At 73.9% G+C, this 17786-nt stretch carries 19 protein-coding genes; 10 read left to right on the plus strand and 9 right to left on the minus strand.

From position 1 onward, the window contains the following. Nucleotides 1–95: 95 nt before the first annotated feature. From ACZ7L7_RS04535 to ACZ7L7_RS04570, 8 genes are all read right to left on the minus strand, one after another. A complete protein-coding gene (locus ACZ7L7_RS04535) occupies nt 96–962 on the minus strand; it encodes a tyrosinase family protein (protein ID WP_285511013.1) in 867 nt (288 codons plus the stop codon). Continuing rightward, entirely contained in the window at nt 946–1419 is a 474-nt protein-coding gene (locus tag ACZ7L7_RS04540) for a tyrosinase family oxidase copper chaperone (protein WP_285431624.1), read from the minus strand. Before ACZ7L7_RS04540 ends, ACZ7L7_RS04535 begins: the two co-directional genes overlap by 17 nt. 138 nt (nt 1420–1557) lie before the next feature. Then, the gene (locus ACZ7L7_RS04545; RefSeq protein ID WP_472074737.1) at nt 1558–2070 is read right to left on the minus strand and encodes a hypothetical protein; all 513 of its coding nucleotides are present in this window, start codon (nt 2068–2070) and stop codon (nt 1558–1560) included. Between the two features lie 123 nt (nt 2071–2193). Further along, a complete protein-coding gene (locus ACZ7L7_RS04550; RefSeq protein ID WP_472074739.1) occupies nt 2194–2802 on the minus strand; it encodes a vitamin K epoxide reductase family protein in 609 nt (202 codons plus the stop codon). After that, nucleotides 2802–3299, minus strand: a complete 498-nt coding sequence (locus ACZ7L7_RS04555) for a DUF5949 family protein (protein ID WP_472074741.1) — start codon at nt 3297–3299, stop codon at nt 2802–2804. Before ACZ7L7_RS04555 ends, ACZ7L7_RS04550 begins: the two co-directional genes overlap by 1 nt. Before the next feature lie 206 nt (nt 3300–3505). After that, nucleotides 3506–3799: a hypothetical protein gene (locus tag ACZ7L7_RS04560; protein ID WP_285511008.1), complete on the minus strand. Its 294-nt coding sequence runs from the start codon at nt 3797–3799 to the stop codon at nt 3506–3508. A gap of 161 nt (nt 3800–3960) precedes the next feature. Further along, complete coding sequence (locus tag ACZ7L7_RS04565; RefSeq protein ID WP_472074743.1) at nt 3961–4665, minus strand: hypothetical protein; 705 nt, start codon at nt 4663–4665, stop codon at nt 3961–3963. A 248-nt stretch (nt 4666–4913) separates the two neighbouring features. Further along, entirely contained in the window at nt 4914–5153 is a 240-nt protein-coding gene (locus tag ACZ7L7_RS04570) for a chaplin (RefSeq protein ID WP_093722222.1), read from the minus strand. A 475-nt stretch (nt 5154–5628) separates the two neighbouring features. Between ACZ7L7_RS04570 and ACZ7L7_RS04575 the strand changes: the two genes are divergently transcribed. Genes ACZ7L7_RS04575 through ACZ7L7_RS04610 form a run of 8 tightly spaced genes read left to right on the plus strand, consistent with a single transcriptional unit; the run spans nt 5629 to nt 14796 of the window. Then, entirely contained in the window at nt 5629–6789 is a 1161-nt protein-coding gene (locus tag ACZ7L7_RS04575; protein WP_471591462.1) for a glycosyltransferase, read from the plus strand. Next, nucleotides 6786–8210, plus strand: coding sequence for an exopolysaccharide biosynthesis polyprenyl glycosylphosphotransferase (locus ACZ7L7_RS04580; RefSeq protein ID WP_285511005.1), 1425 nt, complete (start codon nt 6786–6788; stop codon nt 8208–8210). The genes ACZ7L7_RS04575 and ACZ7L7_RS04580 overlap by 4 nt, the downstream gene beginning before the upstream one ends. Before the next feature lie 4 nt (nt 8211–8214). Further along, nucleotides 8215–9522 (plus strand): O-antigen ligase family protein, encoded by a 1308-nt coding sequence (locus ACZ7L7_RS04585; RefSeq protein WP_285511004.1) that lies wholly within the window; start codon nt 8215–8217, stop codon nt 9520–9522. After that, the gene (murJ, locus tag ACZ7L7_RS04590) at nt 9519–11177 is read left to right on the plus strand and encodes a murein biosynthesis integral membrane protein MurJ (RefSeq protein ID WP_285511003.1); all 1659 of its coding nucleotides are present in this window, start codon (nt 9519–9521) and stop codon (nt 11175–11177) included. The genes ACZ7L7_RS04585 and murJ overlap by 4 nt, the downstream gene beginning before the upstream one ends. Further along, nucleotides 11161–11922 (plus strand): polysaccharide deacetylase family protein, encoded by a 762-nt coding sequence (locus tag ACZ7L7_RS04595; RefSeq protein WP_453608863.1) that lies wholly within the window; start codon nt 11161–11163, stop codon nt 11920–11922. Before murJ ends, ACZ7L7_RS04595 begins: the two co-directional genes overlap by 17 nt. Next, the gene (locus ACZ7L7_RS04600; RefSeq protein WP_285511001.1) at nt 11919–13064 is read left to right on the plus strand and encodes a glycosyltransferase; all 1146 of its coding nucleotides are present in this window, start codon (nt 11919–11921) and stop codon (nt 13062–13064) included. Before ACZ7L7_RS04595 ends, ACZ7L7_RS04600 begins: the two co-directional genes overlap by 4 nt. After that, nucleotides 13061–13708 carry a YveK family protein gene (locus tag ACZ7L7_RS04605; RefSeq protein WP_285511000.1) on the plus strand — a complete coding sequence of 216 codons (648 nt, stop codon included), beginning with the start codon at nt 13061–13063 and terminating at the stop codon, nt 13706–13708. The genes ACZ7L7_RS04600 and ACZ7L7_RS04605 overlap by 4 nt, the downstream gene beginning before the upstream one ends. After that, entirely contained in the window at nt 13705–14796 is a 1092-nt protein-coding gene (locus ACZ7L7_RS04610) for a GNAT family N-acetyltransferase (protein ID WP_472074746.1), read from the plus strand. Before ACZ7L7_RS04605 ends, ACZ7L7_RS04610 begins: the two co-directional genes overlap by 4 nt. A gap of 22 nt (nt 14797–14818) precedes the next feature. Here the strand turns inward: ACZ7L7_RS04610 and ACZ7L7_RS04615 are convergent, their stop codons facing one another. Then, complete coding sequence (locus ACZ7L7_RS04615; protein WP_472074748.1) at nt 14819–16027, minus strand: glycoside hydrolase family 26 protein; 1209 nt, start codon at nt 16025–16027, stop codon at nt 14819–14821. A 143-nt stretch (nt 16028–16170) separates the two neighbouring features. Here ACZ7L7_RS04615 and ACZ7L7_RS04620 point away from each other — a divergent pair, with 143 nt between their 5' ends. Then, on the plus strand, nt 16171–17436 hold the full coding sequence (locus tag ACZ7L7_RS04620) for a carboxylate--amine ligase (protein ID WP_285510997.1): 1266 nt from the start codon (nt 16171–16173) through the stop codon (nt 17434–17436). Between the two features lie 149 nt (nt 17437–17585). Then, nucleotides 17586–17786 (plus strand): hypothetical protein (locus ACZ7L7_RS04625; protein WP_471429130.1); only part of this gene is annotated, 201 nt, incomplete at its 3' end.

A 17786-nucleotide genomic window follows, 5' to 3' on the forward strand; every position in this document is an offset into this window, starting at 1 on the left:
TGTCCGTCCCGTCCGCGCCATCCCCAACCGGACGGGACGCACGAGAGCCCCGGCACCCTGAGCGCCGGGGCTCTCCCCATGCCGTCAGCAACTGATCACGCGTACCGATAGATCCCGCTCACGTCCTCCAGCTGATCCGGCGTCACATCCCACGGCGGCAGCTTCTGGTGCCGCGCCACGATCCGGCCCCGCTGCTCGTCACCGATCTTCGGCGGTTTCGCCGGGAGGTAGCGGTGGCTCCGGTGCCGCTTCTGCCAGCGCGTCCAGCACAGGTCGACGAAGGCGTGGTGCAGCCAGAACACCGGGTCGTTGACGGACGCGCCGCCCACCATGTCCCCGCCCACCCAGCGGTGCACCCGGTTGTGGTTGCGCCAGGCCACCGGACCGCTTCCGGCGCCCCACCCCTCCAGCTTGTTGCGGAAGCCCTTGCGGGACGTGGAGTCCCACGGCGCGCTGTCGTAGACCGGGTCCGACATGGCCCACTCCAGGTCGCTCCTCGTCGGCAGCCCGATCGGATCGCGCCGCCGCCCGAGGTCCCGACGGAGGAAGAGGGCGTCCGTCATGCTCTCCCGGATCGTCCAGTTGCCCGAGGAGTAGGCGAACGGCCCGGTCATCACCTGCCGGTCCGTGATGCGCCCGTTGCCGCCCAGCAGATCCTCCGTCCACGGCGCCGCCCCGGCCTTGCGGTCCTTCGTCCAGTCCCAGTACGGCAGCGTCACCGAGGAGTCCACCCGGCGCAGGGCCCGCTCCAGTTCCAGGAGGAACTGCCGGTGCCAGGGCAGGAAGGACGGCGTCATGTGGGCCGTACGCAGTCCGCCCTCGCCGTCGGAGACGTAGTACTCGATGTGCGTGCGCACGAACTCGTCGTACTCGCCGCGCCGTTTGATCTCCAGGAACGCGTTCACCAGCCGCCGCCGCTCGGTGCGGGTCAGCGCGGTGACGTCCTTACGCGTGTACGCCATGGTGGTCCCCCGTGTGTGTACTGCCGCTGTCCCGCAGCCGCTGGCCCGGCCCCAGTTCGTCCACCGCGGCCCGGGCGGCCTCCAGCGGGGTGGCGTAGGAGCGGTAGTGGTCGATCATGGTCAGCCAGGTGCCGTCGGCCCGGCGCATCAGATGCAGGCGTACACCGTCGACGGTGATGTGCCACTCGGCTTCCCCGGTGCGGCCGTCGGTGCCGACGACGCCGCGGATGTGCCGGCCGCGATAGGTCTCGTCGAAGGCCAGTTCGCCGGGTGCGTCCCCGCCCCGGACTTCGGACGAGGGGCGGGAGGCGGCCACCACGGGGGCCAGCGCCACCGCCCCGGCCGCGGCGAGCAGCCCGCGCAGCAGGTCCCGCCGTCCACCGCGCGCCGCCGCGGGTCTCGCCCCCCGCGCGCCCGGCTCCGCCCCCACGGCCACACCACCGACGCCTACGACCATCGTGTGCTCCTCATCCAGTTGGTTTGTCGTAGCGGTAACCCCCGGGCCCGGCTCCCGGTCACCGTCCGTACCCCGGACAGGCGAAGGGCCCGGCCGGCGTCCGACGCCCCGGGCCCACGACCGTCGACAACGAATGACCTACAGACCCGGTCCCGCCGCCACGTCCGCGCCGGTCACCGTCTGCAGGACCGGGGCCAGCAGTCCCACCTGCGGCAGCTTCGGCTCGGGCAGGCCGAAGTTGTCCGGGTTCGGCGGGGTGAGCGGGGCGTCCAGGGTCAGGCCGGGCGCCAGGGTGCGCAGGTCGGAGGCGGGGGCGTCCACGCCCACGTGGTCGAACTCGTCGCCGAGAAGGTGCGGCAGCGGGCTGCGTACGTCGAGGCCGGGCAGCCCGCCGGTGACCGGGAGCTGGGGCAGGGCCCGCTCCGGGACGAGCCGGCCCTCGACGTACCGCGGGCCCTCGGGGGCGCCCGGCATGGGCACGGGCAACTCGCCGCTGATCCGCGGCAGTTCCATGTTGAGGGACTTCTCCACGCCGTCCAGCGGCACCGGGACGGGGACCGTGCCGACCGCGGCGGCGGGTGCGGCGCCGGCGACCGCGGCGGCCACGCCGGTGACTACGGCGACAAGGGTTCCTCGGGTGGTCGACTTCATTTCGGCTACGGTCCCTTCCAGGGGTTCGTTCGATGGATCGGCATCCGCACCGCACAACGACTCCGGGATCACCACCAGCGCACAAATTCCCCCGACTGCCGCAGTAGTACGACCTACATCACGTCAGCTCGTCCAGAAGTCCCACCAGCGGGTGAGGATCAGCATGCCGACGATGCCGAGGTGCAGCACCGGCAGCACCCAGGTGAACTCGGCGAACAAGGTCACCGCCCAGCCCGGCGCGGGCACCAGCTGCCGGGTGACGAGCAGGGAGGTGACGTACCAGAAGAGGATGACGGTGGCGATCCACACCAGACAGCACCACAGGCACAGGGCGTTGATCCGGTACAGCGACTCGAACTGCAGCCAGGACACGAACCCGACGCCGAACAGACAGCCCGCCCAGAAGCAGAGCCAGTACCAGCGCGGGAAGCGGGCCCCGGCCAGCAGGCCGACGCCGACGCAAATGACGATGCCGTAGGCGACCAGGCCCAGCATCGGGTTGGGGAACCCGAAGGCCTCGGCCTGATCGCTCTCCATCACGCTGCCGCAGGACACCACCGGGTTCAGGCTGCATCCCGGGGTGAAGTCCGGGTCCTCCAGCAGCTTGAACTTGTCGAGGGTGATGACCCAGGAGGCCAGCAGCCCGGCGGCGCCGGTGAGCACCAGCAGCAGGGCGAAGCCCCACCCGGCGCCCACGGACCGCCGTTCGGGCCGTCCCGCGGCCGTGGTCATCAGCCGCGCAGGCTGCGGGCCGGCAGTACGACGTGGGCGGCGGCGTCCAGGGTCTCGGTGGCCCCGGCGAAGTCGGCCAGCGCCTGCGGGTCGACCGGCTGGCCGGGCTCGGCCTCGGGCCAGGGGCGGGTGGTGAACACGAAGTAGGCGAAGCCGCGTTCGCCGACGGCGGCCAGCCACTCCGGGGGCGGGGCGCACTGGGCGTTGAAGCCGGTCATGCTGACGACGGCGTGGCCGGACTCGACGAGCAGGCTGACCGGGAGGCTGGGCTTGGTCGCCCCGTCGACGAGTTCACCGCCGACCGGCAGTCCGTTGTTCTCCAGGAGCGCTTCGACCGCCCGGGTCGAGCCCTCGGGGCCCGCGGTGCCGTCGCCGAGGGTGTAGGCGAGCAGGTACGGCATGTCACCGTCGGGCGCCTCGCCGCTCCAGGCCATCACGACGAGCGTGCCGAGTTCGGCGGCGCTGAAGGCGCGGTTTTCGCTTGAGGTTGAGGTCACCGCGCGACCTTATCGACGCCCCGGACGGCCCCCGGGGCCCCGCTCACCCGACCGGGCGACGCCCCGGGTCCTGTCCACACGAAAGGGTTACGGGGCCCTCGAACAGCCCGGCGGGCTTCGCCCCGGGAAACACCTGGGGCCGGTTCCGTACGGCACGGAACCGGCCCTCGAAGCACAGGAGTTGTCAGCTTGTTGTCAGCTTGACGTCAGCCCCCGAGCGGCAGTCCGCCGAGCAGTCCGCCGCCCTGGTTCAGCGCGCTCGTGACGCCGTTGACGGTGTTGAGCACGGAGTCCTTGTTCTCGGTGTCGAGCGCCTGCGACTGGTGCTGGAGCGGCAGCGCGTCGTCGGGCGTGATGTTGCCGCTGGTGAGCGTGTTCACGGCGCCGTTGAGGCTGGTCGGCGTGAGGTCGGCGGGGCTGTGGGCGGCGAACGCGGGGGCGGCGGCTCCGGCGACGACCAGGGAACCGGCGACGACGGCTGCGGCCTTCAGGGACTTCATCGTGTTCCTTTCCTAGGCAACTGCCGTGCTTAACGACCTTGTTCGGAAGCGGAAACCCCGGGACTGCTTCCTCATATGAATCAGCCCTGTGAAACAGCCCCATGACGCGGCCGTGGTGCCGACCGGGGATCGGTCGGCACCACGGCCGCGGGAGACAGCGCCTACGGCAGCAGCCCGCCGCCGACCGGCAGCTCCGGCGTGCTGGGGAGTTCCGGCGTGCTCGGCAGGCTCGGCGTGCTCGGCAGGCTCGGCAGCGGCGGCAGTCCGGCCAGGCTCGGGGCGGGCAGTCCGCCGCCGAGCAGGGTCGCGGCGACCGTGTTGACCAGGCCGGTCAGCACGCCGGTGACGGCCGACACGACCGCGGACACATTGCCGGAGGTGACGGCCGCGAGCAGGGTGTCGACCGACTTCTGCAGCCCGGCGAGGGCGTCGGCGACGAGGTCGGCGGGCAGTTCGGCGGCCCGCGCCTTGGCGTCACCGTTGGCGACCGTCGGCAGGGTCGGGGTCGTGGGGAGTTCAGGGGTCGACACCGGAGGCGTGACCGGTGCCGCGGCCGTGGCCTTGGCGATGGCGTCCTTCACGGCCTGGCCGAGCTTCTCGGCCTCCGCGGCGGACAGTTGGCCGTTGTCGGCCTTGAGCACGGTGTTCAGCAGGTCGGTGACCGGGGTGAGCACACCGCCGAGGTCGCCCAGCGACTTGACCTGGGCGAGCAGCGCGTCCGCGCCGGGGACGGGCGCAGCGGACACCGCGTGGGTGCGCTCACGGGCGGAGTCGTCGACGGCCGAGGCGGCCGGCCCGGCGATTCCGAGCAGAAGGGTGGCGCTGAGTGCGGAGACCGCTATACGCCGTGCGGGCAGGGCACGCATGGGGTGTTCCTTTCGGTGGTGCGTGGGACTTGCCTCCACCGTGCGAACGATCCTCACGCCCTGCAACCGTTCGAGTGCACACCGTTACCGCCAGCGGGGGGCGTGGGCCGCGTCGTGCCTGGTGAGGGACACAGCAAGGCCTTACGTCCGACACACCTCCACGATCCCCCGTTCGGGGGAACACGCACCGGCCGCCCTTCCGTGGCGGGTCCACGGAAGGGCGGCCGGTAGCGGGTCTCGCGCTGACGTCAGTCGTTGACGCAGGTGTTGCCGAACGCCGGGTTCAGCAGCCCGATGACGTTGACCGTGTTGCCGCAGACGTTGACCGGGACATGGACCGGGACCTGGACGACGTTGCCCGACAGGACGCCCGGGGAGTGGGCGGCGCCGCCGCCCGCGCCGGCGTCGGCGGCAGCGATACCGGCGCCGCCCGCGACAGCCGCAGCGGCAGCGGACGTAAGAACCAGGCCCTTCGCGATACGCGACATGGAGAGGTGCTCCTTGGGATTGACACAAACACCCGGGCGGGGATGCCCGGCGCTGTGTCAACGCGCGACGCGCACGGGGGTTGTGCCGCCAAAGGAGTGATCTGCCGACGGGCCCGGCTCCACCGTTCCGACACACTTATCCGGTTTCGGTGGATTCATACGGATGCCGACTAGAGTTGCGGACCTCCCGACGCACGCCTATTGCCCGTAAATCGCACCTTCACCCAGCACCGATTCCCCGAATGGGCGGCTCCGGGGAGCACGCGCCCGCGCACGCCGACACGCCGCCGCGCCTGCTGAGAAGTGTTCGAACGGACCAAGGCGCCGCGACCCGGTGGTGACCAGTTGTCCTTCCGGCTCGTTTCCCAGCGGGACGCAGTGTGGGTCGGCGCGCTCTTCGCCGCCGTCGACGCCCGGAGCCGAGGCGCGATCCCGCCCGTCCCAGAGCGACACCCGTGAGCGAGGAAACCGCGCAATGCACCTGTCAGCCAACGACCCCCCGCCTCGGGTCCTGCATCTGACCCAGCCCGTCGACGGCGGCGTGGCCCGGGTCGTGACCGATCTGGCGCGGGCCCAGCTCGCGGCCGGACTGCACGTCACCGTGGCCTGCCCGGACAGCGACCTGAGCACCGCACTGGGGGCGCTCGGCGCCGACGTACGCGCCTGGTCCGCCACCCGTGCGCCGGGTCCGACACTCGTTCGGGAGGTACGGCTGCTCACCCGGCTGGTGGAGGACGTACGGCCCGATCTGGTGCACGCGCACAGCGCCAAGGCCGGTCTGGCCGGGCGGCTGGCGCTGCGCGGGCGGATCCCGACCGTGTTCCAGCCGCACGCCTGGTCGTTCGAGGCGGTCGACGGCGCCACGGCCGCCTTCGCGCTCAACTGGGAGCGGCAGGCGGCGCGTTGGGCCTCGCGGGTGGTGTGCGTCAGCGAGGCGGAGCGGGTGACCGGGGTACGCGCCGGGATCCGCGGCCGGTACACGGTCATCCCCAACGGCATCGACCCCGAGCGCTTCCACCCCGCCCCCGTCGGCACCGTACGCGCCGCTCTGCTGCCGGAGGTCGAGCCCGGGGCGCCGCTGGTGGTGTGCGTGGGACGGCTGTGCCGCCAGAAGGGCCAGGACATCCTGCTGCGGGCCTGGGCGACGGTGACGGAACAGGTGCCCGGGGCCCGGCTGGTGCTGGTCGGCGACGGCCCCGACGTCGGCGTGCTGCGGGCCAGGGCGCCGCGCTCGGTGCTGTTCGCGGGCACCGTCGCCGACGCCGCCCCCTGGTACCAGGCCGCCGACCTGGTCGTCCTGCCCTCGCGCTGGGAGGGCATGGCGCTCGCCCCGCTGGAGGCGATGGCGTGCGGGCGGCCGGTGGTGATGACCGACGTGGACGGCGCCCGCGAGAGCCTGCCGCCCTCCCTCGCCCCGCACTGCCTGGTGCCGCCGCGCGACCCGGCCCGGCTCGCCGCCGCCATGACCGAGCTGCTGCGCGATCCGCTGCTGCGGGAGTCCCTCGGCCACCAGGGCCGTCGGCACGTCCTGTCCACGCACGACGTGCGGCACACCGCCGGGGCCGTCGCCGAGGTCTACCGCGACCTGCTGGCACGCCCCGTGCCCACCGAGTACAGGGAGTCCATCCACTCGTGACCGCCGACAGCACCGTCCCCATGCCCGTCGGGCAGCCACGGGATCACGGTTTCCCGCCCGTCTCCGTCATGCCGCCGCGCGGTGCCGCGCCCGGCTTCCGCTACCCGGTCCGCAGGAGACCGCGCCCGCGGCCCGCCTCCCCCGTGCCGCTGCTCACCGCCGACACGGCCGCGGCCCTGCTCGCCGCGCCGGCGGCCACCGGGGCCCGCCCGCTGCTGATCGCCGGGCTGGTCACGGCGTCCCTGCTGCTGCGCCCGCGGCCGCCCCGGCCCACCACCGGTGTGCTGGACGAACTGCCCGCCGTCTGCGGCCGGGTGGCGGTGGCCTGGCTGGTGCTGGCGGCCGCCGTCGCCGCCCACGCCCCGCACCGCGCGCTCTCCTGGCGCGCCCTGCTGCTCGGCTGCCTCCTCCAGTGCGCGGCGGGCTGCGCCGGACGGGCGCTGGTGCACCGGCGGCGGGCCGCCGCCCTGCTGCGCCGCCCGCGCGCCGCGCTGGTCGTCGGCCCGGCCGCGACCGCGCGGCGGGTGGCCGCCGGGGTGCTGCGGCATCCGCGCTGCGGGGTACGGCCGGTGGGCATCGTCGCCCCCGACCCGGACGGCACCGAGCAGCTTCCCGTGCTGACCACGGGCGCGGAGGTGCAGCGGGCCCTGATCCAGAACGGCGTCCGCGACATCCTCACCGTCCACCCGGCGGTACGGTCCCAGCGCGCACCCCTGCTGCGGGCGCTCGCCGAGTCCGGGTGCACGGTGTGGGAGGTTGACGCGGACTCCCCGGCGTACGCCTCCCGCGACCAGCTCGCCGGGTACGCCTGCCGGCGCCTGGACCTGGGCACCTCCCGGCGGCCCGGCGGCGCGGGCAAGCGGCTGCTCGACATCGCCGTGTCCGGGACGCTGTTGCTGCTGGTCAGCCCGCTGCTGCTGGTGTGCGCGGTGGTGCTGCGGCTGACCGACGGACCCGGTGTGGTGTTCCGTCAGGAGCGCATCGGCAAGGACGGGCGCCCCTTCACGCTGCTGAAGTTCCGCACCCACCGCCCGGTCGACGAGCACGAGTCGGCGACCCGCTGGAGCGTGGCCGACGAGGTGCGCATGTCGTGGTTCTGCCGCTTCCTGCGGCGCAGTTCGCTGGACGAGCTGCTCCAGCTGTGGAACGTGCTGCGCGGCGACATGAGCCTGGTCGGCCCGCGCCCCGAACGCCCGTACTTCGTCGCGAAGTTCAGCCAGACCTACCCCGGCTACGCGGCCCGTCACCGGATGCAGACCGGCATCACCGGGCTCGCCCAGATCCAGGGCCTGCGCGGCGACACCTCCATCGAGGACCGGGCCCGCTTCGACAACGCCTACATCGACAACTGGTCGCTGTGGCAGGACGTCTGCATCCTGCTGCGCACGGCCGTCCAGCTCGTGCGCCCGACCGGGAGCTGACCCGATGACCAGCCTCGCCCTCACCCCGCCCCGCCCTCGCGCGCTGTCCCCGGTGCTGCCGGTGGTGGCCGTGGTCGCCCTGCTCGCGCTGCCGGTCGGCCCCGGCGCGGAGGGCGGCGCGGGCCCGGCCGACGCGCTCTCCGGCGTGGTCGTCCTGTACTGCGCGATCCGGCTCTTACGCGACCGGCGGCGCCCCTTGTCCCGGACGGCGGCGGTGGTGCTGGGCCTGCCGGTGGCCGGGCTGGCGGTCGCGGCGGTGGGCGCGGCCTCGCCCGGCGAGGGGCTCACCGGTCTCGGGCGCTACCTCCAGGTGTTCGTCCTGGTCCCGGCGGCGGTGCTGCTGCTGGTGCGGGGCCGGGGCGATCTGCGGCTGCTGGCCTGGTCGTTGGTGGCGCTGGCGGGCTGGCAGGGCGCGGTCGGGGTGCACCAGTACGTGACCGGGACCGGCGCCTCCTACCAGGGCGAGCCGGTCCGGGCGGTGGGCACCTTCGGGGCGCAGGACGTGATGGGGATGGCGACCGTCGTCTCCTTCGGGCTGGTGTGCGCGGTGGGTCTGGCCCTCGGCCGTACGCCGGTACGGCAGCGGGTGGCCGCCGCCGTCTGCGCGCTGGTGCTGCTGCTGCCGCTCGCGCTGTCCTTCAGCCGGGGCGCCTGGATCGCGACCGCGGTCACCTGCACGGTGCAACTGCTGCTCGCCGGGCTGCGGCGGGCGCTGGCGGTGGGCGCCGCGGTGACGGCGGCGGCGGTGATCCTGGTGGGCGGGTTCGGGGTCGGCACGGCCATGCTGCAGGAGCGGATCAGCTCCATCACCCAGGTCGCCGACGCCCCCGACCAGTCCGTCACCGACCGGTACACCATGTGGGCCGCCGCGGCCGGCATGTGGCGCGAACAGCCGCTGACCGGCGTGGGGTTGAAGGGCTTCCCCGAGTACCGGGACGCGCACGCCTCGCTCGCCCTGTCCGCGGGCAGCGACACCGAGGGCGCCGGGGCCGCCTTCCGCAAGCAGCCGCTGCTCTCCCCGCACAACATGTACCTGCTGGTCCTCGCCGAACAGGGCCTGATCGGGCTGCTCGCGCTGGCGGGCGGCTGGCTGGCGCTGCTGGTGTGCGCGGTGCGCCGGGTGCTGCGGGTCCGGGCGCACGGGCCGGGCCTGGACTGCGGTCTGGTCGCCTGCGGGCTGCTGGTGTGGCAGCTCACTGACTTCGCCTACGCCGACATCGGCGGCCCCTCCACCGTGCTGATGGCCGTCTGTCTGGGCCTGACCGCCTGGTGGGCCCTGGCCCCCCGCTCCGAGGAGGTCGCGGCCCGATGACGGTGACCCCTCCGCGCACCGGCGCCGACAACTCCCCCACCGTTCCGGCGGCGCGCTCCGGTGGCCCGGCACCGGGCAAGGACGGCACCGGACTCGCCCCCGCCTCCCGGCGCTTCCTGGCCCGCGCCACCCTCGCCACCGTGGTGCTGTCGATCGCCGGCGCCCTGCTGGGGCTGGCCCGCGACCAGGCGCTGGCCCGGCTGTTCGGGGCCGGCACCGAGACCGACGCCTTCCTGGTCGCCTGGACCGTGCCGGAGTTCGCCTCCACCCTCCTCATCGAGGACGGCCTCGCCTTCGCCCTGGTCCCCGCGTTCAGCCTGGCGCTGGCCCGCCGCGCCCAGGGCGCCCCCGGCGACCCGGTGCGGGCGCTGGTGGCGAGCACCCTGCCGAAGCTGGCGTTCACCCTGGTCTGCGCCGCCGCGCTGACCGTGGCCGCCGCCCCCTACCTGGTCCGCACCCTCGCGCCGGGCCTGGCCGACTACTCGCTCGCCGTCGACTGCACCCGGCTGACCGCGACCTGCGTCCTGAGCTTCGGGCTCGCCGGGTACTCCTGCGCGCTGCTGCGGGCCCACCGCCGCTTCCTGGCCCCGGCCTCGATCTACGTGGCGTACAACACCGGCATCATCACGGCGATGTTCGTCCTCGGCGGGCACTGGGGAGTGCGCTCTGCGGCGGCCGGGGTGGCGGTGGGCGGGGCGCTGATGGTGGCGGTGCAACTGCCGTTTGTGCTCGGCCGGTTGCGGCGCCGGGCGGCCGAGGTACGGGACGAGGAGGCGGCGTCGGCCACCGGGCAGGCGGCGACGCTGGCGCTGGTGGCGACCGTGCTGCTGTTCGCGCTGTGCCGGCAGTCCCAGGTGCTCATCGAACGGTTCCTCGCCTCGGGGCTGACCGCCGGTTCCATCTCGCACCTGAACTACGCGCAGAAGGTGGCCCAGATCCCGATGACGCTGTCGCTGATGCTGGTCACCGTCACCTTCCCGGTGGTGGCGCGCGCGGTCGCCGAGGGCGACCTCGACCGGGCCCGCTTCCGGGTGGAGCGCGATCTGGAGATGGCCGCATGCGTGGTGCTGGCGGGCGCCGCCTCCGTCATCGCCTGCGCCCCGCAGATCATCGAACTGCTCTTCCAGCGCGGCGCGTTCACCGCGCACGACACCGCGGTCACGGCGGGCGTGATGCGCGTCTACGCCCTCGGACTGCTCGGCCAGACCCTGGTCGGCGCGCTGATCCGGTCCTACTTCTCGGCGGGCCGCGCCACCTGGTTCCCGCTGGCCACCATGGCCGCCGGCATCGTCGTGACGACCTGGATCGGGGTGGGGACGCTGCGGCTGTGGGGCGTGTACGGCATCGCCGCCGCCAACGCCGCCGGGATCACCGTCACCGCCGTCCTGCTGCTGGCCGGGATGCGCCGCCGAGCGGTCCCCGTGCGCACCGGCCGGGTCCTGTACGAGCTGACGAAGCCCGCCTGTGCCGCGGCCGCGGCGACGGCCGCCGGGGCCCTTGTCGCCGCCCGCTTCGACACCCCGCTGCCCGGTCTGGCCGCCGGGGCGGCCACCGTGATCTGCGTCTTCCTGCTGCTCGGCCTCGCCCTGCGCGCCGAGGGCCTCACCCCTGTCCGCACCGTCACGCAAAGGCTGCGCCATGTCCGTCTCCGTTGACCCCGGCCCCCGTCTCGGGCGGCCCCGACCGGGACCGGTCCCGTGGGTCGCGATGTACCACTCCGTCGGCGACTGCTCGGACGACCCGTACCGCATCACCGTCACCCCCGAACGCCTCGACGACCAGCTCGGCCGGTTGCGCCGCCGGGGCCTGCGGGGCGTGTCCATGGGCGAGTTGCTGGCCGCGCGCTTCCGGGGCGAGGGCCGCGGGCTGGTCGGGCTCACCTTCGACGACGGATACGCCGACTTCGTCGACCACGCGCTGCCGGTGCTGCGCCGCCACGACTGCACCGCCACCCTCTTCGTGCTGCCCGGCAGGCTCGGCGGCGACAACGCCTGGGACCCGCTCGGCCCGCGCAAGCCGCTGCTGACCGCCGACGGCATCCGGTACGCGGCCGAGGCCGGGGTGGAGATCGGCTCGCACGGACTCACCCACGTCGACCTGACCCGGGCCGACGACGCCACCCTGCACGCCGAGACCGACGGAAGCAGAGCACTGCTCGCGGAGTTGACCGGTGCTCCGGTACAGGGCTTCTGCTACCCGTACGGCACCGTCGACGCGCGCGCGATCGAGGCCATCCGGGCTGCCGGGTACGGCTACGCCTGCGCCATCGACCCCGGCCCGCTCACCTCCCTGCACGCCCTCCCCCGCGTCCACATCGGGCAGAACGACACCGCCGTACGCCTCTACCTCAAGCACCGGCTGCACCGGCTGCGCCGCCGTCCCGTGGCGGGGCTGCGATGAAGGCGCTGCACATCATCACCGGCCTCGGCGTCGGTGGCGCCGAGCAGCAACTGCGGCTGCTGCTGCGGCATCTGCCGGTCGAGTGCGACGTGGTAACCCTGACCAACCCGGGCCCGGTGGCCGACGGTCTGATGGCCGACGGGGTCCGGGTCACCCACCTCGGCATGACCGGCAACCGCGACCTGGCCGCCCTGCCCCGGCTGGCCCGGCTGATCCGCGCGGGCGGCTACGACCTGGTCCACACCCACCTCTACCGCGCCTGCCTGTACGGCCGGATCGCCGCCCGCCTGGCCGGGGTGCGGGCGGTCGTCGCCACCGAACACTCCCTCGGCGACTCGCAGATGGAGGGCCGCCGGCTCAGCGCGGGAGTGCGCGCCCTGTACCTGACGGGCGAACGGCTCGGCCGGACCACGGTGGCCGTCTCCCCGACCGTCGCCGACCGCCTCAAGCGGTGGGGAGTGCCCGCGCCCCGGATCGAGGTCGTCCCCAACGGCATCGACCTGGACCGCTTCCGCTTCGACCCGGTCCAGCGGCTGCGCACCCGCCGCCGCCTCGGCCTGCCCGAGGACGCCTGGGTGATCGGCGGCGTGGGCCGGCTCACCGCCGCCAAGAACTTCGCCACCCTGGTCCACGCCCTGACCCGGCTCCCCGACAACCACTGGCTGCTGCTGATCGGCGGCGGCCCCGAGGAGAGCGTCCTCAGGCGCACCGCGCGGGAGGCGGGCGTCGCCGAACGCGTCCTGTTCACCGGCGAGCGCCCCTACCTCTCGGACGGCTCCCCCGGCCCCGACCTGCCCTCCCTGCTCTGCGCGATGGACGTGTTCGCCTCACCGTCCCCGGAGGAGGCGTTCGGGCTGGCGGTGGTGGAGGCCCTGGCCTGCGGACTGCCCGTGCTGTACGCCTCCTGCCCCGCGATCGAGGACCTGCCCGCGCACAGCGCGCCGACCGCCCGCCGCGTCCGGGGCGGCCCCGCGGAGTTCGCCCGCGCCGTCGCCGCGGTACACGCCGAGGGCCCCCGCCCCCGCGACGTCCCCGAGGCCGCCCTGCACTACGGCATCACCCGCAGTGCCGACCGCCTGATGGCCGTGTACCGCACCCTCACCGCTCCCTCCCCGTCACCCGAGAAAGCCGGTTCGTCATGACCGAGAACCCCACCGGACGGCACGCGACCTCGATGTCGCGCGCCCGGACCCTGCCGCCCTGGTCCCTGATCGCGGCCGGCGCCCTCGCGGGCGGACTGCTCGGCGGCGCGTACGGCCTGGTCAAGGCGCCGACGTACACGGCCACCAGCTATGTTGTCGCCGTACCGGGCGAGAAGTCCGACCCGGCCTCCGCGCTCGGCTTCGCCCAGGCCTACGGGCGGGTCGCCACCCAGGTCGCGGTGCTCGGGGACGCCCAGGTGTGGGCGGGCGTACCGGTCTCCACGCTGAAGAAGAACGTCCGCACCGCGACCTCCCCGGACGCCCCGATGGTCGCCGTCACCGCCACCTCCGCCCGCGCCGACCTCGCCGCCGACATGGCCAACGCCGTCGCCCGCGCCCTGACCCGGCACGCCGCCGACGCCGAGCAGTCCACCCATGTCGAGCTCCAGCAGTTCGCCCGCGCCACCAAGCCCACCGAGCCGTCCTCCGCCCCGGCGACCGTCACCGGCCTGGTCGGGGCGAGCGCGGGCGGACTCCTCGGCGGCCTGGCGCTGCTGGTCCGGCCCCGCCGCCGTACCGACGGCCACGACCGCCCGGCGGTCCCGTCACCGGCCCCCGCCGCCGACGTCCACGGACAGCTGTGACGTACGGGATCGAACTCGTCACCGACGAGGCCGCCTTCGCCGCCCTGGCCCCCGACTGGGCACGCCTGTACGGCAACTGCGCCACCGCCACCCCCTTCCAGAGCCACCCCTGGCTGCACTCCTGGTGGCAGTCGTACGGCGCTGCCGGACGGCTGCGGGTGGTGCTGGTCCGCGAGGGCGGGGAACTGATCGCCGCCGCGCCCCTGATGCGGGTGCGCCGCCCGGTGCCCGCGCTGGTGCCGCTCGGCGGGGCGATCTCCGACTACGGCGACGTCCTGCTGGACGACGACCGGGGTGAGCGGGCGGTGGCCGCGCTCACCGCGGGCCTCGCGGCGGCGGCCCGCACCACGCTGATCGACCTGCGCGAGGTCCGCCCCGGCAGCGCCGCCGAACGGATCTACGCCACCTGGCCGGGCCCGCGCCACCAGGTGCCCGACTCGCTGTGCCTGGAACTGCCCGCGGTGCCGATGGCCGAGCTGATCACCCGGCTGCCGTCGGCCAAGGCCCAGCAGCGGGTACGGGCCAAGCTGCGCAAGCTGGACGCGCTCGGCATCGAACGGCATGTGGCAGGACCCGGCGAGGCCGACAAGGCGCTGCGGCGGCTGCTGGAGCTGCACCGCCTCCAGTGGCAGGGCCGCAAGGTCACCTCCGAGCATCTGCGCCCCCGCTTCGAGGAGCACCTGGTGCGCGCGGTGGGGCCGATGGTGGAGTCCGGGGACGCGGTGGTCACCGAGTTCCGGCTGGACGACGACGTGGTCGCCGTCGACGTCACCCTGCTCTCCCGGGGGCTGACGGGCGGCTATCTGTACGGCGCCCATCCGTGTCTGCGCGAACGCAAGGCGGATGTGGCGGTGATGCTGCTCGAAGCCTGCGCCGAGTACGCCCGGGGGACGCTGAGCCTGCTGCGCGGGAACGAGCCGTACAAGCAGCACTGGCGGCCCGAACCGGTGCGCAACCGGCGGCTGTTGCTGGCCCGGCGGCGCACCGCCCCGCTGCTGGCGGCGGCGCTGTGCCGGTCGGCCGCCCGGCGGCAAGGCAAGGAGCTGGTGGAGCGATGGAAGGGGCGCCGGCGTGGCGGCGGGTCCTGAAGGGCCCGCCGCCCGCGGCGGCTCACCGGTTGCGCGAGTACCAGTCGAAGCGCAGGCACAGCTTCCCGCCGAGCCAGTACTCCACCCACTCGCCGAGGTCCAGCGGTGTGCACTCGGGCGGGGTGGTGGGCTGCACCGGCGTCGGCGTGGGCGTCGGGGTCGGTGTGGTGGGTGTGGGCTCCGGCTGCGGTTCGTGGGTGCGGCCGGAGAGCACCGCGCGGTAGACCTCGGCGGACTTGGGATTGGAGGAGCACTGCCACACGCCGTGCGGGCAGTAGTCGGTCAGCGTGTTGTAGACCGGCTTGTGCTCGTCCATCCATGCCAGCATGCGCCGCATGTACTCGGCGTTGTCGCCGTTGCGGAACAGTCCCCACTCGGGATAGGAGATCGCCTTGCCGTGGGCTTTGGCGAAGTCCACGTGTTCCTGAAGTCCGTAGGGCTCTTTCACCTGTTCGTCGAACGACATTCCGCGCGGCTGGTCGTAGGCGTCCATTCCGATGATGTCGACGGTGTCGTCGCCCGGATAGCACTGGGTCCAGGGAACGGCGTCCCGGCCCCGGCTCGCGGTGAAGTCGAACCGGAACTTCTGCCCCGGCACCGCACGCATGGTGGTGACGATCCTGTTCCAGTACTTCTTCCAGGCCTCCGGGTCGGGGCCGCAGCGATGGGTGTACGTGATGCCGTTCATCTCCCAGCCGGGCACGATCACGGTGTCCGGCAGGCCCTGTTCCACCAGGCGTTCGGCGAGGCGGCGGAAGTGGTGATCGAAGACTCCGGCCGCGCCCTGCCGCAGCAGCAGCCGCACCCGGTCGTCGGAGTGCGGCTCCTCGTTGCGCTCCATCATGGGGACGTTGAGCACGAAGACGCGGTCCGGGTCCTGCTGCCGCCACTTCGCCCACGGGTCCAGGAAGCCGTGGCCGCCCTCGATGTTGCTCCACCGGTCGCCCGGCAGATAGGTGTGCCCGACCCGCAGCTCGGCACCGCCCAGCCAGCGGCTGAGTTCCGCCATCCGTTCGACGCCCCGGGCGCCGTAGTGGAGGTACGCGCCGAAGGCGGGAACGTCGTCCGCCGTGGCGGGCGTCGGAGCAGGTGGCTCGGCGAGCCGCGCCGCCCCCGCGCCCGCGCCCGCGGCGAATCCAGGACCGGCCGCCAGCGCGGCGGACACGGCTGCGATCGCCGCGACACACGCCAGCCGCCGACGGGACCGGGCCGGTCGTCGCTGTGGGGTCATGCCTGCTCCTTTCTCCTTGCTCGGGGGACTTCCCGCACTTGAGGGATGGCCCATTACTGACACTCAGTCATATGAACCGGAATTACGCCACCGCCGTTACGGCTTTCGAGTGCCCCGCTCGTCCGACCGAAGGAATTGAATCCGTGTCGCTGTTCGACACCCGGATCCCCGCCGTACTGCTGCGGATCGACCGGAATCCCTTTCACCACGGAACCCTGGGCGCGGTGCGCTCGCTGGGCCGGGCGGGCGTGGACGTGCATGTGGTCGCCGACTGCACGGCGTCCCCCGTCCGCAGATCCCGCTACGTCACCCGGCTCCATCCGGCGCCGCCGCCCGGCGCCGGACCGGCCGAGATCGCGGGGACGCTGCGCAAGGTGGCCGCGGGAATCTCCCGGCCCGCCGTGCTGATCCCGATGGACGACGCGGGCGCGGTCGCGGTGGACCGCCTGCGCACGGAACTCTCCCCCTCGTACCTGCTGCCGCAGCAGCCCGGCGCACTGCCCGAACGGGTCGCCGACAAGGCGGAGTTGGCCGAGCTGTGCGCGGCGGCGGATGTACCGCACCCGCGCACGGTCGTCCCGTCGAGCGCGGCCGAGGCCGCCGCGGAGGCCTGGCGGCTGGGGCTTCCGGTGGTGGCGAAGTGGAGCCGCCCCTGGCTGCTGCCGCCCGACAGCGGACTGCGCAGCACGACGGTGATCCGCTCCGCCCAGCAGGCCAAGGAGCTGTACGCGCGCACGGCCGAGGCGGGCAGCCGGCTGCTGTTCCAGGAGTATCTGCCGCCCGGTCCCGAACTGGACTGGTTCTTCCACGGGTACGCCGACCGCGAGGGCGTCCTGCGCGCGGGCGGGCCGGGGATGAAGGACCTCGCCTGGCCGCGCGGCGCGGGCCTGACGGCGGTGGGCCGGTGGGCGCCCAATCCGCAGGTGCGGGCGCTGGCCGAGCGGCTGGTCCACGGGCTCGGCTACCGCGGCATCCTGGACCTGGACTTCCGCCGCTGCGCCACGACGGGCCGGTACCACCTGCTGGACTTCAACCCCCGCCCCGGCGCCCAGTTCCGGCTCTTCACGGACACCGCCGAGCTGGACGTCGTACGGGCCCTGCACCTGGATCTGACGCACCGCCCGCTGCCGGAGGGGGGCGAGCGGCCCGGGCGGGTCTTCGTGGTGGAGAACTACGCGCCGCTGACCGCGCTGCGCCCGGTGCGGGCGGGGCGGGAGGGGGCCTGGTACGCCCGGGACGACCGGCTTCCGGGCTGGGCGATGTGGGCGCTGTGGACCCGGCATGTGTCCCGGCGGCTGCTGGACCGGTTGCGGCGGCCGGTCCGGCGGTCGGCCTCCCCGGCCGAGGCCCGTGTGGTCCGGCAGGCGTCGGCGCAGGTGACCGGCGACGAGCGGGCGAGCAGCCACTGACCGGTGGGCACCGGAAACGGCTCGGGGGCCGGACGCTGCGGACGTCCGGCCCCCGGTCCTCACTTCACCGGCGGGAGGCGGCCCTGCCCCGTCGGTACAGGATGGCCCCGGCCACGATCAGCGCGGCGCTGGCACCGGAGGCGGCCAGCGTGGCGCGCCCGCCACCGGTGTCCGGCAGGCTCGGCGGCGGACTGTGGTGCCCCGGCGGCTTCGTCGGAGGCATGGTCGTCGGAGGCGTCGTCGGAGGATGGGTCGGCGGCTTGGTCGTCGTCGGCGGATGCGTCGGCGGCTTCGTCGTCGGCGGCTTAGTGGTGGGCGGCTTGGTCGTCGGCGGCTTGGTCGTCGGCGGC

The organism is Streptomyces sp. NPDC110618, from assembly GCF_055657065.1.

Bases quoted from the DNA above. Each gene is read 5' to 3' on its own strand.
- ACZ7L7_RS04535 (WP_285511013.1), bottom strand. From the start codon at position 962: ATGGCGTACACGCGTAAGGACGTCACCGCGCTGACCCGCACCGAGCGG.
- ACZ7L7_RS04540 (WP_285431624.1), bottom strand. From the start codon at position 1,419: ATGGTCGTAGGCGTCGGTGGTGTGGCCGTGGGGGCGGAGCCGGGCGCG.
- ACZ7L7_RS04545 (WP_472074737.1), bottom strand. From the start codon at position 2,070: ATGAAGTCGACCACCCGAGGAACCCTTGTCGCCGTAGTCACCGGCGTG.
- ACZ7L7_RS04550 (WP_472074739.1), bottom strand. From the start codon at position 2,802: ATGACCACGGCCGCGGGACGGCCCGAACGGCGGTCCGTGGGCGCCGGG.
- ACZ7L7_RS04560 (WP_285511008.1), bottom strand. From the start codon at position 3,799: ATGAAGTCCCTGAAGGCCGCAGCCGTCGTCGCCGGTTCCCTGGTCGTC.
- ACZ7L7_RS04565 (WP_472074743.1), bottom strand. From the start codon at position 4,665: ATGCGTGCCCTGCCCGCACGGCGTATAGCGGTCTCCGCACTCAGCGCC.
- ACZ7L7_RS04570 (WP_093722222.1), bottom strand. From the start codon at position 5,153: ATGTCGCGTATCGCGAAGGGCCTGGTTCTTACGTCCGCTGCCGCTGCG.
- ACZ7L7_RS04575 (WP_471591462.1), top strand. From the start codon at position 5,629: ATGCACCTGTCAGCCAACGACCCCCCGCCTCGGGTCCTGCATCTGACC.
- ACZ7L7_RS04585 (WP_285511004.1), top strand. From the start codon at position 8,215: ATGACCAGCCTCGCCCTCACCCCGCCCCGCCCTCGCGCGCTGTCCCCG.
- murJ (WP_285511003.1), top strand. From the start codon at position 9,519: ATGACGGTGACCCCTCCGCGCACCGGCGCCGACAACTCCCCCACCGTT.
- ACZ7L7_RS04595 (WP_453608863.1), top strand. From the start codon at position 11,161: ATGTCCGTCTCCGTTGACCCCGGCCCCCGTCTCGGGCGGCCCCGACCG.
- ACZ7L7_RS04600 (WP_285511001.1), top strand. From the start codon at position 11,919: ATGAAGGCGCTGCACATCATCACCGGCCTCGGCGTCGGTGGCGCCGAG.
- ACZ7L7_RS04605 (WP_285511000.1), top strand. From the start codon at position 13,061: ATGACCGAGAACCCCACCGGACGGCACGCGACCTCGATGTCGCGCGCC.
- ACZ7L7_RS04615 (WP_472074748.1), bottom strand. From the start codon at position 16,027: ATGACCCCACAGCGACGACCGGCCCGGTCCCGTCGGCGGCTGGCGTGT.